We start from the raw sequence: 15,863 nt of genomic DNA on the forward strand, positions 1-15,863 counted from the left end.
AATGAGACCTTGGCCGTGATCGCAACACGTATCCATCGCGTGCGGCCGGATCGCGCCAAGCCTCGTCCGCCTCGCCACAAACCTCATCGACATGCTGCTTATAAGGCCTGTTGATGCCTAATTGTTGATGCTTAACTTGGGTGGATTGGTCCCATCGCCCGCCGCAAATTCCGCCGGTCATATTGCTCACTATGCACCCAGATTGAGTGTCTATTACGGGGCAGTATTGTCGACTCGCTATTTCTTCGCCTCCGTCTCCTCCAATTTTGAAAAATCTACCGGCTCTCACAATAGAGAAAACAGCAAACCTTCCGGACGGTGAAATCAATGCGTCCGCAGGATCCGAAAATACTACACCTCCATCGATCGACAATCTCTCCATCGGAAATAGATCAAATTTTGATCCGCCCGCACTGACGAACACGGCTCTTTTCCACCCAGTGCCGAACTCACTCTCCAGGATAGGCTCAAGATAATCGACTCTCGATCCGCCATCAAATATTAAACTTTCGCCATAAGCATAGGTCCATGTGATGAATATAAGGAAAAATGAAGCCGCTCCACGCTTTATAATTTTCATTTCTTTAAAACCATTATTTCAAAATTTCCTTCATGCCTTGGTATCGAGCGCGCACGACCGAAACTCCTCCTATAACGATCATCTCTCAATCACTTCCATAATCCCCGAAAATATTTCTCTATTAATCACCGTATTGCGCACAGACTACCTCATCCATCGAAGGAAATCCTTGACATCGCTGGCTTTCTTCAGTCGAAAAGTGGAAACCTGGTTCTCAACATAGCCATCGACCCCTGTCATCTCGCTATTTTTAGTGATATTTTTATTCTCAATCAAAGAACCGTCTTTGCCACTCTCATACGCATACACTTGATAAAGATCTCCGTATGTCCCCAGACCACTATGCCTCAGTTCCCATCGGACAATAACAAATAGATTAACCATTCCTTTTATTCTCCCCAAAAAAAAAAGGGAATCAACCCGAGGCGCCGCCCCCTCGATTGAGTATTTTGCAACCAACTCTTCCCGGCATAGACCGTTTTCATATTTATATAACATCAAATTTATCGGGTACTCATCACCCCCTTTCTCAACTGCAACTAGAGCACCCTTTTTAATCTTCGAAGCAGAAAACACGCCCTGAGCAGGAGACACCACCGGACACGGAACAAGCCTATCTTCCGCATTCACAAGAGATACAAAAAAGGAAATTTTAAAAATCAATAGATACTTAAAAATCATTTTCGATCATATAATTTTCGTCCGAACCTATTTTAGATTCCGCGCGGCCGCCATCACGCTCAACTCAGTTATCTATGCCATCTATCGGCGCAACTGTCTTAATACCCCTCAGTGCTCGAGGGCTAATCGGCTGATAGTCTCCGGGATCGCAGGTACGGTTTGAAATCAACTTCCCATTCCGCTTTATATATATTCCACTTGGAGAACCTTGATACAATACATAGTTATACTTTCCAAAATTAAATTTTAGATGCGTAAACGTTATATTTCCCTCCGATATATCGCTTATTGAAAACCATCTTCTCGGTGGATACGGCTTTTTTGGAAATTCGAGTTCGATTTCATCAACCCTTCCAAATCGATACTGAACGTATCCATTATCTGGAGATATGTTTCCCGAAGCGCAGACCGAAATCAATTTTCCTTCACTTGCACAGCTAAAATACACCTCCTCATGAGGCTGACAAAGCGTTATTTCTTCGGCCTCCGCGCTCACCCCGAACAATATCAATCCCGCAAAATAAATCGCCCTTGCGAGCACAATAAGATCGCATTCCGTATTCAATATAAATACCCTCCACTGTAGATCGAATTAAAATTTTCGACGCGCGCCGCGTAACTATCCGTGTGCAAATTAACAACCTCGGTAATCGCATTTACCTGCGTAGCTGTTTCTCCTTGATCCGCCTTTTCTGGTAGATTACGGTCAACCCAGAAGTACGCGGCAGACCTTGCCGCATACTTTGGCTGAACGAGTAGATCTGGATTTGTTTCAAAATCAACAACTTCCTGAGGCCACTCATTTTGCATAGCCACATGCCATTTAGTGAAAGCTCTGTAGTTGGCTCGCCCCGTAAGCTGCTTGAGGCCTCGCCCTCGGTATCGCCAGCCATCTCCGCTAGCGTAGTTTCCGTTACCCAGTTCAGCACGTCCGCCATATGCACCGTTGGCGATTGCTTCAAAGTCAACTTGATTCATACTCGTGCCATCCGCTTTGATTGGCCTTACGTGATGGTAGCCGTGCGCGTTCGCCTGATCGGGATGATTATGAAAATAGGAAAATTTTGCGATTAACGAGCTTGCTTTCCAGATAAATCCCTCTTCGCGAGTAAGCGAGGAGCCAGTTTCCTGCATCACTTGAGCAAAGAAATGTGCTCGTCTAAGCGGTGTATCGAGTTTGTAGGCCTGAAGATGAGCATTGAGTTCGTCGGCCACTTCTTGGAGTGCGTCGCGGTTTGCGTGAGGGAACAGTCTATGCATCATGGTCAGGGTGAACTGAAATTTTCCTTTATCGAAATTCCCAATAATCCCAATCGGATGAATATGAAACACCTGCGGAGCCGGAAGGGCGGGGAAATCTTCCTTCACGGCATCCCACCAGGCCAGCGCCTGGATGCGCTTGCGTTCGGCCTCATGAGCCTCATCCGGCCCGACCTTTTTCTCGATCTCGGTAATGAGCTGATTCCACTTGTCCGGATTCGCCCATTCGCTCTCATGCTTGACAATGAGCCGCGATGCCCGCATTGCCGCCCATGCGTCCTGGGAGGCAACGCAAAGGTCGTTCGCCGCCTGGCTGCCATCGCCTGTCGCATATAGCTGCCGACAAACGGCTTGCATCAGCGGGTTGAGTTTGTCGATGGCGCCGGCGTTCGGGACGTCTGCGCCGGTCGCGTAGTCGACGTACGCCTGCGTCGAGGCAAAGATGGTGTGGGTGGAGTCGTGCGGGTCATGCAGGATCTCGAAGTCCACCCATTTCTGCGCGAACTCGCGCGAGATCCGCCCTCCCGCGAAGTTTTGCTCGCGCACCCAGCCGGTGATGTCCTGGCGACGTACGTCCGCGCTGTCAACCTTCCACCAGCGCATCTTCTCGCCGTCACTGCCCGCGCTGGTCTCGGTGTGTGGCTTTTCGTTACGCTGGCCGAGTTCCGCCAGCGTATATGCCTGCACAACATCGGACAGAGGCGCGTCCTGGCCTTGCTGGTTCGGGTTCTTGTAGAGCGTCGTCCGCCGGTCGATCCGTAGAATCGTGGGGTCGGCCGGCAGCGCCAATTGCTCCCACGCTTTCGGCTTTGCGCCGTTTTCGGTCACCCATGCGCGGCTCGTCTCGATGAACGACTGGATGCTGTCGCCGCAGAACATCTCCAGATGGACCATGCGGGCTGGGACCCGTTCGCTGAGCGAATCAAACCGTCCGATGTGGCCGATGATATCGCCTGCGTTGACTGGAACCGGCTTGGGTGGTGCGACCACACGATCCAGCGAGGTATCAGGCATAACGGTCTCGACAACGTAAGCGCCGCTCTCCTTGCCGAGATAGATCCATCCCTTCTCCGCAGCGTCCGGCGCGACATACCCGCCGACTTTGGGCGGAACCATGGCCGACACATGCACGGACTCGATCTGGCCCCAGTTCCCGTCCCGCTTCAGAAGACTGAACTGCGCCCCACGAGGCAGAATGCCAAGGATCGTTCCTCCTGGCTTGGAGGTGCGGACGCGCAATCCGGTTTGCTCGGCGGGAGCGCCCACCCCACTCGCACTGGCATCGGGCTTGTCGCTGGCGACATCCGTGACCCGGAGCCACGTTATCCAGTACGAAGGCCGTGGCAATGCCTTGTCCGCTTCATAACTGGCGAAATCCTGCAGATGCATGTACAGGCTGAAGAAAGTCAGCGTGTTGTCTTTCGGAAACTCCATCACGTGACGCACCAGCGCAAAGCCCGTGCTGAATTTGGCGCTGAATGCGGCCTTGTCACCCTGCTCCGGGATTTCGCTGGGCAGGTAGGTCCGGTTGACGCGCCAGGCAACCACCTCTCCGTCGGCCATGCAGCGCACGCCATGCGTGAGGTCGAGTGACTGACCGGCGCCTGCCTCAGTGATGTGGATGCCGCCGTGCCACAGTCCTTTCCGGCTGACGGCGTATGCGCCACCAGGCTCTTTGCGTAGCAGCCGGTGAAATTCGTGCTGGTCGGCAAAGTCGGCCGATGGCTTGCCGGGGGCTTCGGGAGCCTTGCGGAACGGGTATGCAAAGTTCAGTTTCTTCACCGGAGTCTTGGCCGGCTGCTGTGGTGTCGTCGTTGCCATGGCCTGCTTATTCAGAGAACCCGAACTTCATGTTGCGCTTCACGTCTTGCAGCGGGGCGGCCTCCCAGGCGGGGAAGGCAAAGTTGCCGCCGGCGGGATCGTCGGTACGCAAGTTGCCCTTGACGTTGACCTCCCCGCTGGGGCTGGCGAGTTCGATCTTCCCGTTTGCAATCCGGATGTATGCGCCCGCGCCATCGCCGAGGGTGATGCCCTTCGAGGCGGTGATCATGACTTCGCCAGTCGAGGAACTGACAGCAACATTCTTGAGTGCCATCAACTCCAGCGCATCGCCTTGGGCTTGTATTTGCACCTTGCCCTTTGCAGCGAAGATCCGGATACCCAGCTTTGCCGCGAACAGGGAGATGGCCTCGCCGGCTGCGGCAGTGATGCGCTTCATTACCCCGATGTCCAGGCCACCGCCAGCCGTCATGAAGATTTGCTTGCTCGCAGCGAGTTGCATGTCCCGCCCACTGGCAATGCCAATGCCTTTCGGCGCGCTGGCGAGGATCGCAGGCGCCTTGAGTTGCGTAAGCGTCTGCTCGATCAAGGCGCGCTGCTGGTCGATCTGCGCAAGCCACGCTTTGGCGGCATTTGCGGAATCGTTGAGGCTGCGCATCATGTCCATGGCTTGCCGCAGCGTATCTTCGGCATCTGACATGGCAAGTTGCTCGCCGCCAGCATTCGGCTGCGCGTCCGCCGAAAGGAACAGCCCCTTGCCACCCCGGATCGCTCCCCAGGCGTCTGTACGCAGCTCAAAGCCCTCCCCCCGCTTTTTTTTGTTGCGATCAACGAGGTAGCCAAGGTTGAGCTGGGTCTTGCCACCATATTCGGTGGAGAGCTTGATGCTCTCCTCTCCGTTCCAGTCCTCCATGCGCAGCTTGTTGTTGCTCTGCGTCCTGATCAGGTTGCGCGACAGCCACCGGTCCCGAGTGGTGATCAGGTCCTCTTGCCGGCTGTTATGCAGCGCATGCGCGATATAGGGCTTGTTCGGGTTGCCGTCGCGAAAGGCAATCGCGACTTCGGTGCCGTCGATGAGCGGGAAGTGGAACCCGGTTTGCAGGCCGCCGGCATACGGTTTTGCCAGGGGTATGGCCTCACTTTCCATGCCCTTCGGCCATGGCTCAAAATCGAAATCGAAGCGGACGACGTAGTGGCCCGCTTTTGTCAGGTACGCGTATTTGTATTGGCCGGGCGAGGTGATGCGCGCGCTCAGCGTGCCCTGGATTTTCGGCCAGTTTTCCTCGTCCAGCGGCAGGCGAAAGCGCCGGTCCGACGGGATGGCCTTGTAGGTGTTGCGGTAAGCGGCATCACGCCCCCCGGTATGGATGACTTCGGTGATGACCTGGCCGTTGGGGGCCTCAGCCAATGGCTCATCCATGCGCAGGATGCTGCCGGGATGCAGCCTGAGCACGTTGCTCTCGCCCGCATAGACAAGCTGGCCGGCCAGCAGGGCCTCGTGGCGCAGCTGCGCCTCCCACTTCGCCTCGGCCTTGTCCAGATGATGCGTGCCGTAGATATACTGCTGGCCGTACGTTGTCTTGTCTTTACGCGCGACATTGGCCTCGCCCTTGATGGGTTCCCACGCCTGATCCGGGTTGTAGTCGGCGACCAGGACCGATTCGGGCACGGTCTTGGCGTGCACCTGGATGTCGGATACCGCCTCGATGCCGGCTTCCAGGCCGGCGGTCTCCCGATAGGGCACGCGCAGTTCGGGCTGGTAGACGTAGTGGTCGATGTCGTCGCCGAAGACGATCATCTCGCCGAACTTTCCCGGGATGAAGTAGCAATACAGCCCTTCCTGGCGCATCAGCAACTGGACATATTCCCAGTCGGATAGCTGGTACTGGAAGCGGAATTTGTGCTGGGTATACTCGCGGCGCGGCTTGATGGCAAACTGGTGGCCCCGGAGTTCGTGCCGGCGCAGGATAGCCTCGATGATCTGGGGGGCCGTCTTGTTCTGGTAGATGCGCGTGGTCCGGACGAGTTCGAGCCGCGCGGCCAGTGGCCGGAGCACGATTTCGTAGGCGAAGAAATCGCGCGTACGCTTCGTGCGTGAGAACGCCGATATCCACCCCGCGAACCGGCGCGGTTCGCTGCCGTCGCCGGGGTCAATGACGAAGGTCGCATCACAATTGAGGTATTCAGCCCGGTCGAGTTCCAGCGGGTGGGTTAGCCGGATCGTGACGGTATAGAGCTCTCCCAATCGCTCCACTGCCTCGAACGACACCACCGACAGTTCCGCCGCGCTGGCCGCGCGCGGAATGTCCAGATGGTAAGCCTGGCGCCCGGGCATCCTTACGCCGTATGCCTCGAATTTGTCGATAACGCCCATGTCTTCTCCGTTGTCACGCCTGCCGCTTCGCGGCAAGATTCCTGGCGGATTGGTTGCGCACGCCAGGAACGAAAAGTGACTAGGTGCTTTGCACCGCGGCGCACCACGCAACCACGTCTATTCGAAGTCCGGGCTGCAAAACACCGTGAGCTTGGCGCTCCGGCCCGATTCGGCAAACATGCTACTGGGTGAGTGCGGAGAGGATCAATCGGACGTGTCCTATTCTTTGAGGAAATTTAAAAAAATTCCTTTTATGGATTACGGTGCAGTCGCAATGCCAAAGATGGAAGGCGGGGCCGCAGGCCGGCTTTCTCGGCATGGCATGGCCTTCGTGAGACGCCTTTCTGGCGGCGTGCGCACAGCTACGGCAGTACGGCGGCAACCCGTGAAGCGATGACGAAATACCAATTGCTATTCGAAAATCGGAATGCAAAATTCCGTGAAATTTCTCGATACGCTCTGGTGCGGCCGGCATGCTACCGGTAATTGCCACAATGAATATTCGGAAATTTCCCATTCTTCGATGGGAATTTTCGGATATGCGCCTGACCAAACTACGCATTCCTCAGTTAGCGCGAGCCGGGGCGCGGACAGCGCCTGCACGGCAGGCATCGCCCCGTCCGGCCTTCGGGAAAACACGCAGTGCACGTTCATGCACTTTGCGCCATGGCACCGTATTTCGAAGCGCTCCCGCCAGCTCGGCGCGCCACGGGAATGAGGCTGCGCCGGTAACGACACTGTGCAACGCCGCCTCGCCCCGCTCGTGCATCACATGGGCCCGGAGATGCGCTGCATGGGCGTTGCTGGGATGGGCTACGATACAGAGACCGCGGACGGTGAGGCTGATGCAGCGCAACATTCGCACCCGACGTCTTCGCATCCCCTACCCTATGCCAGACACGCCCCTGTCTCCGCCAGGAACGCTGATACGCAGCCGCCTCGTCAGGCGCATCGCGATTGTCGTGGCGATACTCGCAGGCATCGCCGGCACAGGCTGGTACGCAAACCGTACCAAGCCGGTAGCGGTAACGACGGTCAGGGTCGAGCAGGGACGAGTCGAGGCGACTGTCGCCAACACCCGGGCAGGCTCGGTGTCAGCCTGCCGGCGGGCGAAACTGGCGCCGCCGGCGGCCGGACGCATCGAGGTGTTGAATATCCACAAGGGTGACCGGGTGAAGGCTGGCCAGATACTGCTCATCCTCTGGAACGAAGACCTGGTCGCGCGCGAACAGCTCTCGCAAAACCAGTTGCTGACAGCCACCGCGCACGTGCGCGAAGTGTGCGAACTGGCCAAGGCGGCGGCAAGCGACGCCCGGCGCTCGCGGGAACTGGTGGGGAAAGGCTTCGTCTCGCCCCAGGCGGTGGAGCGGACCGATGCCGACGCCGACTCCAGGCGCGCCGCGTGCGAGTCCGCGAAGGCGCAGGTGAAGGAGGCCGGGGCGCGTATCGCCGCCTCGCGCGCGGATACTGCGCGCACGGTGCTGAAGGCGCCTTTCGACGGCGTGGTGGCCGAAGTCAACGGTGAGATCGGCGAATACCTGACGCCCTCGCCGCCCGGCATCCCGACGCTGCCCGCCGTGGACCTGATCGACGACTCGTGCCTCTATGTATCCGCACCGATCGACGAGATCGACGCGGCACGCCTGCAGGTAGGCATGCCGGCGCGCGTCACCCTGGACGCCTATCGGGGCAGGCATTTCGAAGGCAAATTGCGCCGCATCGCCCCCTATGTCCTGGCACTGGAGAAGCAGGCCCGCACCGTTGAGGTCGAGGTCCAGTTCGACAGTCCCGACATCGTCCGCCATCTCCTGGTGGGCTATAGCGCCGATGTGGAAATCGTGACCGATGCCCGCGACCAGGCGCTGCGCATCCCTACCGCTGCACTGACATCCGGCAACCGCGTGCTGGTGTTGAATGCCGCCGGCAGGCTGGAGGCGCGCAAGCTCGACACCGGGATTTCCAACGCGGAGTTCACCGAGGTGACGGCGGGGCTCAAGCGCGGCGAGCGCGTCGTCACGTCACCGGAACGGATTGGGCTCCAGGCCGGCATCGCCGCTGTCGAGGAAAAACAGACTACCGTGGAGACGCGAGCAAAATGATCCGGCTCGACGGCATCGGGCGGACTTTCGTGCTGGGCGGCGAGGCCGTGCATGCGCTCCATGGAGTCGACCTTGCGGTTGCTCAGGGAGAGTACCTCTCCATCATGGGCCCATCGGGCTCCGGCAAGTCAACCTTGCTAAATATCCTGGGCCTGCTGGATCGAGCCGATACAGGCACTTACCAGTTGGATGGCCACGACGTGACCGCGCTGCCGGACGACGAACTGGCGCGCCTGCGGCGTGAGAAGATCGGCTTTGTATTCCAGTTCTTTCACCTGGTGCCGCGCCTCACTGCCGCCGCAAACATCGAGCTGCCGATGGTGCTCGCAGGGATGGACCCGGCCGAACGCCGCCGCCGCGTTGACGCGCTGCTCGGCGAGTACGGCCTGCAAGACCGCGCCAGGCACCGGCCTGACGAACTCTCGGGCGGGCAGTGCCAGCGGGTTGCCATCGCCCGTGCCATGGCCATGCGCCCGGGGATGATTCTCGCCGACGAGCCCACCGGCAATCTGGACCGGCATACCGGCCAGGAAGTCATGGCCGTGCTGGAGGGCCTGCATGCACAGGGTGCGACGCTGATCGTGGTCACGCACGACCCGGAGATCGGCGCCCGTTCCCGGCGCAGGCTGCGCATGGTGGACGGCGGCATCGCCGGTGACGAGCCGCGGCAGGATAGCCATGCGGCTCGCTGACGTTCTCGGTTTCACCTGGCAGGTGCTGCGCGGCTACCGCTCACGCAGCCTGCTGATCCTGCTCGCCATGGGAATCGGTGTCGCCGCCGTGGTGACGGTGAGCGCGCTCGGCGAGGGAGCAAGGCTGTATGTGGTGAACCAGTTCGGCTCGCTTGGCACCAACCTCGTCATCGTGCTGCCCGGGCGCAGCGAAACGGCCGGCGCGGCGCCGGGGATCGTGCTGGGCGCAACCACGCGCGACCTGACGCTGGACGATGCGCTCGCACTCAGGCGCAGTCCCGCCGTACTGCGCGTCGCGCCGCTCATTGTCGGGAACGCGGATCTGCATGTCGGCGCGCTACGGCGCGAAGCGCCAGTGCTTGGGTCCACCGCCGAATTGCTGGCGGTGCGCCATATGGCACTAGCCCAGGGCAGCTTCCTGCCCGAGGGCGATCCGCACCACGGCCAGCCCGTGTGCGTGATCGGCACCAGGGTGGCGATGGAGCTGTTCGGCACGCGCCAGGCGCTGGGTGAATGGCTGCGCATCGGGGACCGGCGCTTTCGCGTGATCGGGCTGCTGGCCGGCCAGGGCGAATCGCTGGGCTTCAACACGGACGAACTGGTCATCGTTCCCCTGTCGGCGGCCCAGGCCCTGTTCAATACCGACTCGCTGTTCCGCATCCTGATCGAGGCGAAGGCCCGCGAGCAGATCCAGGGCGCCAGGGCCGACGCCGAGGAGATCATTCGCCAGCGTCACGAAGGCAAGCGCGACGTGACCGTCATCACCCAGGACGCGGTGCTCGCCACGTTCGACCGCATCCTGCGCGCGCTCACGCTGGCGGTGGGCGGCATCGCAGCCATCAGTCTCGCCGTGGCCGGCATTCTCATCATGAACGTGATGCTGATTGCGGTGACCCAGCGGCAGCGCGAGATCGGACTGCTCAAGGCGCTCGGCGCCACCGCCGGCCACATCCGGCTGCTCTTCTTCACCGAGGCGGTACTGCTGGCACTCGGTGGCGTGGCCGCGGGCCTGGCTGTGGGCGAAGCCGCGTGCAGGCTTGCAGTACGGCTCTATCCGGCGATTCCCTTCACCCCGCCCTGGTGGGCCTTGCTGGGGGCGCCGGCCATCGCCGTCGTGACCGCCATCGCCTTCACCGTGGTACCGGCCCAACGCGCGGCAAAGCTGGATCCGGTGCAGGCTCTGTCTGGACGATGACCCATGCGCTACGCGGACCTCATCCAGTTCACCCTCGCCTCCCTGGCTGCTCACCGGCTACGCACCTTGCTCACCGCGCTGGGCATTGCCGTCGGCATTGCCGCGGTCATCCTGCTGACCTCGATCGGCGAAGGGCTGCATCGCTTCGTGATCGAAGAGTTCACCCAGTTCGGCACCAATCTGATCGGCGTGACGCCAGGCCGCACCCAGACCCACGGTGCTTCGCTCGGGTCGATCAACACCGTGCGCCCACTCACGATCGAGGACGCCATCGCCCTGCGCCACGCCCCCCACGTGCGTGTGACCAACCCACTGGTGCAGGGCAATGCCGAAGTCGACTACCTCGGCAAGAGCAGGCGGGTGACGTTGTATGGTGTCGGGCCCAGATTCACCGAGGCGCTGAGCATGCGCGTGGCCTCCGGCCAGTTCCTGCCGGATGACGATCCGCGCGCAGCGCGCACGCTGGCGGTACTCGGCGCGAGAGTGGCGCGCGAACTGTTCGGCGGCGACAACCCGCTGGGAGCGCGCATCCGCGTAGGCGGTGAACGCTATCGCGTGGTGGGCGTGATGGAAGCGAAGGGGCAGATGCTGGGCTTCGACCTGGACGATACGGTCTATATACCGGCCGGTCGTGCCCTGGACCTGTTCAACCGGGAAAGCCTGGTCGAGATCGAAGTCACCTACGATCCCACCGCCCCGCTCCCCGACGTGGAGGACGGCATCAAACGCCTGTTGAGCGCGCGCCATGGTGCCGAGGACTTCACCGTCACGCCCCAGCAGAAGATGCTGGAGGTGTTCGGCACCGTACTCGATGCCATTACCTTCGCGGTGGCAGCGATCGGCGCCATCTCGCTGATCGTGGGCGGCGTGGGGATCCTCACGATTCTCACCATCGCTGTGGCCGAACGCACATCGGAGATCGGGCTCCTGCGCGCCATCGGTGCGACCGAGGCACAGGTCATGCTCCTCTTTCTTGGTGAAGCCGCGGTGCTCGCTGCCATCGGCGGCATGGCAGGACTGCTGCTGGGATGGGGTATCGCGCAGGTGCTTACGGCGGCGTTGCCGGCGCTGCCGGTCCACACACCCTGGTCCTACGCTGTGCTGGCCGAGTTGCTGGCGGTGGTGATTGGTCTGGCTGCCGGAGTGCTGCCGGCACGCAGGGCGGCACGGCTTGCTCCGCAGGAGGCCTTGCGGTCGGAATAGAAACCCGAACTGCAGATTTCTCAGCCCCCCCCCGGTGCACGCTCCGCATTGTGGTGAGGCGCCCCAGGCCAGCGGGCCACCGGCTGCCTGAATAGGGGTTTATGCCAGCTTTTCGCCGGCTTCGGGTTGCGGTCTACTGGAAGCGAATCAAGACATGGCTGGAGCGTGGATCGGTACTGCCGTGGCAGCCATTTCCTTCCAGCCGTTGATTCCTACTTCAGGAGACAACACCATGGTGACCAAGCAGGACGATGCCTTCATTTTGAAGAACCTTCTCGCGCTGGCAGCAGTGGAGGCGCTCGGCGGCGCAATTGCGCTAGGGTTCGCCTTCAATCTCCTGACCTGACTGAAACGACAACGGAAATCCTCTGTCGTGTTCGGGTATAAAAGGTATTAAATAGAATTAAAGAATATTTAAAGCTCCCCGGCACTGGTTGCAATCCAGCCAGTTTCCGGGGATCTCTGTCGTCGGGGACCTGCATTTCCGATACCGCCCCACCGTCCGCTGCCGGCGGAATCCCGAAGCGTTTCGCTCGCGAATTCCCCGCCGGCACCGCCAGGTCAGTTCAGGCTTCCCGGGTTCTGCGCCGCGGCCTTCTGCTTGGCCTTGGCCGCAAAGTACGAGCCAATCTGCCTCTGCGTAACCTCGCCCTTCTTCTTCGTATCGATCTTGTCGAAGTTCTTGTAGACCTCCGGCATGCCGGCTTCCGCCTCCTCGCGGGTCAGCTTGCCGTCGTGGTTGGTATCGGCGGCAGCGAACTTTTCCGCGAATTTCGCTTTCGCTTCCTTTGCATTCATGGGCGCCTGAGGCGCGGCTTGCGGTGCGGCCTGAGGTGCAGGCTGTGGCGCCGGTTGTTGCGCGCCGACGGCGCCAGAGGCGAAGAATGCAACCAGCGCCAGGCTGGCGGTCGACAGTAGCCGTGGAATCATTGGAGTCTCCTGGAACACTTCGATGGTGAGGCCTGCCGGTCCTGCCGTCGTCGGCGGCCGGATGGCTTTTGCAGGGCCCGGCAGCAATCGATCCCCCGGGCCCCGGCTAGGATCATCGTCGGCTTTCCGATATTGGGGAATTTAGATATTTCGGTATCCGATATTAGAGTTTTACCGGGAGCGGTGGTGACGCGCAGCAATGCGCGCTGGCGAGTCACGACCGGGTGGCCCCCGCATCGCGCGCCCGCCCGAGCAGGAACTCGCGCTCGCGGGCGTTGCGCGTCATGCCCGCCGCGCGCTCGAATTCGGCACGGGCCTCATCCAGACGGCCCAGCTTGAACAGCAAGTCCCCGCGCACGCTGGGCAGCAGGTGGTACTTCGCCAGCGCCGGTGCGGCAACGAGCGCATCGACCAGTTCCAGGCCGGCTTCGGGGCCGAAGGCCATGCCGACGGCCACCGCGCGGTTCAGCGCCACCACCGGGGACGGCGCTACCTGGGACAGCGCATCATAGAGCGCGGCGATCTGCGCCCAGTCGGTCTCCTCCGCGCTGGGCGCGCGGGCGTGGCAGGCCGCCAGCGCCGCCTGCAAGGCATAGGGCCCGAGCGCGCCGCCGAGTTCCTCCGCCCGCGCCAGCGCGCCCAGCCCGCGCCGGATCAGCAAGTGGTCCCAGCGGCTGCGATCCTGGTCGGGCAACAGCACCGGGCGGCCCTGCGCATCCACCCGCGCATGCGTGCGCGAGGCCTGGATCTCCATCAGCGCCACCAGTCCGTGCACCTCGCTTTCCTCCGGCACCAGGCCAGCCAGCGTGCGGCCCAGGCGCAGCGCTTCCTCGCACAGCGCGGGGCGCATCCAGTCGTCGCCGGCCGTGGCGGAATAACCTTCGTTGAAAATCAGGTAGATCACCTCCAGCACCGAAGCCAGGCGCGGTGCCCGTGCCTGCGGCCCGGGCACCTCGAAGGGCACGCGGGCCGCGCCGAGGGTGCGCTTGGCGCGCACGATGCGTTGGGCGATGGTGGCCTCCGGCGTGAGAAAGGCACGTGCGATTTCCTCGGTGGTCAGCCCGCCCAGCAAGCGCAGCGTCATGGCGACCCGCGCATCCGTGGAGAGCACCGGATGGCAGGCGGTGAAGACCAGCCGCAGCAGGTCGTCGCCGATATCGTCCGCACGCGCGGCGTCCAGCGCATCGACAAAATCCGGTACCACGTGAGCCTCCATCGCTTCGAGATCGTGGCCGATCTGCTCGTGCTTGCGGGCGTGCAGTACCTGCTGGCGCAAATGGTCGAGCGCGCGATTCTTCGCCGCGGTCATCAGCCAGGCAGCGGGATTGTCCGGCACGCCGGTCTCGCCCCAGTGCTCCAGCGCGGCAACGAGCGCGTCCTGCGCCAGTTCTTCGGCTAGCCCCACGTCGCGCACCACGCGCGCAACGTGGGCGATGACCTTGGCGGATTCGATGCGCCAGACGGCTTCAATCGCCCGCTGCGTCGGTGTCGTCGTCCCCATGTGCTTCAGGCCGCGCTGGTCGCGCCGGGCGCCGAGGGCTCCATATACACCAATTCCCAGATATGCCCGTCGAGATCATCGAACCCGTGCCCATACATGAAGCCGTGGTCCTGCGGTGCGCGCGGCGCCGTTGCGCCGGCGGCCACGGCTTTGGCGACCAAGGCGTCCACCTCGGCACGGCTTTCGCAGGAGAGGCAGATCAGCACTTCCGTGCTGTCGGAGGTATCGCACAGCTTGCGGGTGGTGAAGGACTTGAAGAATTCATGCTTGAGCAGCATTGCGTAGATGTTCTCGCCGATGACCATGCAGGCGGCATTGTCGTCGGTGAATTGCGGGTTGAAGGTAAATCCCAGGCCCTTGAAGAAATCCTGCGAGCGCTGCAGGTCGGCCACGGCAAGGTTCAGGTAGATTTGCTTATGCATGATGTTGTCCTTGGAATCCGGAATCGCGTGTTGGCGTGCATGCCTGGAGATGGCCGGGGCTTACCGGGCCGCCGGCGCCTCGGCCAGCGTCTTCAGGTTGACCAGGCCTTCCTCGAAGTCCTTGCCCACCATCTTGTCCATGTTGAAGACCAGGTGCACCAGCTTGGCGAAGAACGGCACGGCGCCTTGCATCGACCACGTGACGCGCGTGGCACCGGCCTCCGGCCTGAGCGTGAATTCGGCGGTGTTGTGGGCTTCGAACGGCTTGAAGAAATCCAGCTTCATCGTGACCCTGGAGGCCGGCACCGTGTCGACGATCTCCATCCGTCCCACGCCCACCTTGTCGCTCTCCCAGGCATAGGCGGCGCCCTGCCCGCTGCGCGTGCCGCCGTAGGTGCCCTTGAGCGCCGGGTCCTTCTTTTCATACGGGTTCCACTGGTTGAAGCTGTGCAGGTCGTTGATCAGCGCGAACACGCGTTCGGGCGGCGCCTTGACGCTGGCGCTGCGTTCCACGCGGAAGGTATCGGGGCGCGTGGCGGTGAAGATCAGCAACAGGGCGACGGCCGAAAAGGCGACTAGCAGGATGGTCTTGAGCATGATGGGTGTCCGAGGATTGGCTGGCTGGGAGGGTTTCGGGTCTGGCGCCTGGTTCAATGCTGGCCCGCGCCAATGTCGCGCAAGCGCTGCACCGACGGGCTGGGACCGAAGTCTTCCAGCTCGAACAGCTGCCGTACCTCGATCTCGCCGTCGGCCAGTTCGCCGTGCGGCGAGGGAAAGCGCCGCGCCCATTCCATGGCTTCATCGCGGCTGCGCACCTGGATCAGCGTGTAGCCCGCCACCACTTCCTTGGTCTCGGCGAACGGTCCGTCGATGACCGTGCGCTGTCCGCCGGCATAGCGGATGCGCCAGCCGGCGGAGGTGGGCTTGAGGCCGGCGGCGTCCAGCAACACGCCCGCCTTGGCCAGTTGCTCGTGATAGGCCGCCATCGCGGCGAAGAGGCCTTCTTCCGGCATCGTGCCGGCTTCGCTGCCTTGCGTGGCTCTCACCAGGATCATGAATCGCATTGCAGTTCTCCTTGTACTCGGGGTAATCCGTTGTCGGTAGCAAGCCTTGCCGTTTCGGTGGCTCTTACCGGTACGACGAACCA

General features: G+C 61.3%; 14 protein-coding genes. 4 read left to right on the plus strand and 10 right to left on the minus strand.

The window, feature by feature from the left end; translation table 11 throughout:
* The 5 genes from AC1DS6_RS31770 to AC1DS6_RS31790 all read right to left on the minus strand — a co-directional run.
* On the minus strand, nt 1-580 hold a 580-nt coding region (locus AC1DS6_RS31770), incomplete at its 3' end, for a hypothetical protein (RefSeq protein ID WP_477103905.1).
* A 144-nt stretch (nt 581-724) separates the two neighbouring features.
* Entirely contained in the window at nt 725-1,261 is a 537-nt protein-coding gene (locus AC1DS6_RS31775) for a hypothetical protein (protein ID WP_477103906.1), read from the minus strand.
* Between the two features lie 64 nt (nt 1,262-1,325).
* Complete coding sequence (locus AC1DS6_RS31780) at nt 1,326-1,826, minus strand: hypothetical protein (RefSeq protein WP_441637488.1); 501 nt, start codon at nt 1,824-1,826, stop codon at nt 1,326-1,328.
* Nucleotides 1,823-4,342: a glycoside hydrolase family 19 protein gene (locus AC1DS6_RS31785; protein WP_477103907.1), complete on the minus strand. Its 2,520-nt coding sequence runs from the start codon at nt 4,340-4,342 to the stop codon at nt 1,823-1,825. The genes AC1DS6_RS31780 and AC1DS6_RS31785 overlap by 4 nt, the downstream gene beginning before the upstream one ends.
* A gap of 7 nt (nt 4,343-4,349) precedes the next feature.
* Nucleotides 4,350-6,674, minus strand: coding sequence for a type VI secretion system Vgr family protein (locus AC1DS6_RS31790; protein ID WP_477103908.1), 2,325 nt, complete (start codon nt 6,672-6,674; stop codon nt 4,350-4,352).
* 962 nt (nt 6,675-7,636) lie between these two features.
* Between AC1DS6_RS31790 and AC1DS6_RS31795 the strand changes: the two genes are divergently transcribed.
* From AC1DS6_RS31795 to AC1DS6_RS31810, 4 genes are read left to right on the plus strand one after another with little or no spacing between them, the layout of a single operon-like run.
* Complete coding sequence (locus AC1DS6_RS31795; protein WP_441630279.1) at nt 7,637-8,773, plus strand: efflux RND transporter periplasmic adaptor subunit; 1,137 nt, start codon at nt 7,637-7,639, stop codon at nt 8,771-8,773.
* Nucleotides 8,770-9,465, plus strand: a complete 696-nt coding sequence (locus tag AC1DS6_RS31800; protein ID WP_441630281.1) for an ABC transporter ATP-binding protein — start codon at nt 8,770-8,772, stop codon at nt 9,463-9,465. Before AC1DS6_RS31795 ends, AC1DS6_RS31800 begins: the two co-directional genes overlap by 4 nt.
* Nucleotides 9,452-10,660, plus strand: coding sequence for an ABC transporter permease (locus AC1DS6_RS31805; RefSeq protein ID WP_441630283.1), 1,209 nt, complete (start codon nt 9,452-9,454; stop codon nt 10,658-10,660). The genes AC1DS6_RS31800 and AC1DS6_RS31805 overlap by 14 nt, the downstream gene beginning before the upstream one ends.
* Nucleotides 10,661-10,663: 3 nt before the next feature.
* On the plus strand, nt 10,664-11,863 hold the full coding sequence (locus AC1DS6_RS31810) for an ABC transporter permease (RefSeq protein WP_441630285.1): 1,200 nt from the start codon (nt 10,664-10,666) through the stop codon (nt 11,861-11,863).
* A 561-nt stretch (nt 11,864-12,424) separates the two neighbouring features.
* Here the strand turns inward: AC1DS6_RS31810 and AC1DS6_RS31815 are convergent.
* From AC1DS6_RS31815 to AC1DS6_RS31835, 5 genes are all read right to left on the minus strand, one after another.
* Complete coding sequence (locus AC1DS6_RS31815) at nt 12,425-12,793, minus strand: calcium-binding protein (RefSeq protein WP_477103909.1); 369 nt, start codon at nt 12,791-12,793, stop codon at nt 12,425-12,427.
* Nucleotides 12,794-13,007: 214 nt separating this feature from the next.
* Nucleotides 13,008-14,294 carry an RNA polymerase sigma factor gene (locus tag AC1DS6_RS31820; RefSeq protein WP_477103910.1) on the minus strand — a complete coding sequence of 429 codons (1,287 nt, stop codon included), beginning with the start codon at nt 14,292-14,294 and terminating at the stop codon, nt 13,008-13,010.
* 5 nt (nt 14,295-14,299) lie between these two features.
* Nucleotides 14,300-14,716, minus strand: a complete 417-nt coding sequence (locus tag AC1DS6_RS31825; RefSeq protein WP_441630290.1) for a VOC family protein — start codon at nt 14,714-14,716, stop codon at nt 14,300-14,302.
* Nucleotides 14,717-14,776: 60 nt separating this feature from the next.
* Nucleotides 14,777-15,313 (minus strand): SRPBCC family protein, encoded by a 537-nt coding sequence (locus tag AC1DS6_RS31830; RefSeq protein ID WP_441630292.1) that lies wholly within the window; start codon nt 15,311-15,313, stop codon nt 14,777-14,779.
* A gap of 53 nt (nt 15,314-15,366) precedes the next feature.
* Nucleotides 15,367-15,780: a YciI family protein gene (locus AC1DS6_RS31835; RefSeq protein ID WP_477103911.1), complete on the minus strand. Its 414-nt coding sequence runs from the start codon at nt 15,778-15,780 to the stop codon at nt 15,367-15,369.
* Nucleotides 15,781-15,863 lie beyond the last annotated feature (83 nt).

This window comes from Cupriavidus sp. 05L310 (assembly GCF_056398185.1).

Bases quoted from the DNA above. Each gene is read 5' to 3' on its own strand.
- AC1DS6_RS31775 (WP_477103906.1), bottom strand. From the start codon at position 1,261: ATGATTTTTAAGTATCTATTGATTTTTAAAATTTCCTTTTTTGTATCT.
- AC1DS6_RS31785 (WP_477103907.1), bottom strand. From the start codon at position 4,342: ATGGCAACGACGACACCACAGCAGCCGGCCAAGACTCCGGTGAAGAAA.
- AC1DS6_RS31790 (WP_477103908.1), bottom strand. From the start codon at position 6,674: ATGGGCGTTATCGACAAATTCGAGGCATACGGCGTAAGGATGCCCGGG.
- AC1DS6_RS31800 (WP_441630281.1), top strand. From the start codon at position 8,770: ATGATCCGGCTCGACGGCATCGGGCGGACTTTCGTGCTGGGCGGCGAG.
- AC1DS6_RS31805 (WP_441630283.1), top strand. From the start codon at position 9,452: ATGCGGCTCGCTGACGTTCTCGGTTTCACCTGGCAGGTGCTGCGCGGC.
- AC1DS6_RS31810 (WP_441630285.1), top strand. From the start codon at position 10,664: ATGCGCTACGCGGACCTCATCCAGTTCACCCTCGCCTCCCTGGCTGCT.
- AC1DS6_RS31815 (WP_477103909.1), bottom strand. From the start codon at position 12,793: ATGATTCCACGGCTACTGTCGACCGCCAGCCTGGCGCTGGTTGCATTC.
- AC1DS6_RS31820 (WP_477103910.1), bottom strand. From the start codon at position 14,294: ATGGGGACGACGACACCGACGCAGCGGGCGATTGAAGCCGTCTGGCGC.
- AC1DS6_RS31825 (WP_441630290.1), bottom strand. From the start codon at position 14,716: ATGCATAAGCAAATCTACCTGAACCTTGCCGTGGCCGACCTGCAGCGC.
- AC1DS6_RS31830 (WP_441630292.1), bottom strand. From the start codon at position 15,313: ATGCTCAAGACCATCCTGCTAGTCGCCTTTTCGGCCGTCGCCCTGTTG.
- AC1DS6_RS31835 (WP_477103911.1), bottom strand. From the start codon at position 15,780: ATGCGATTCATGATCCTGGTGAGAGCCACGCAAGGCAGCGAAGCCGGC.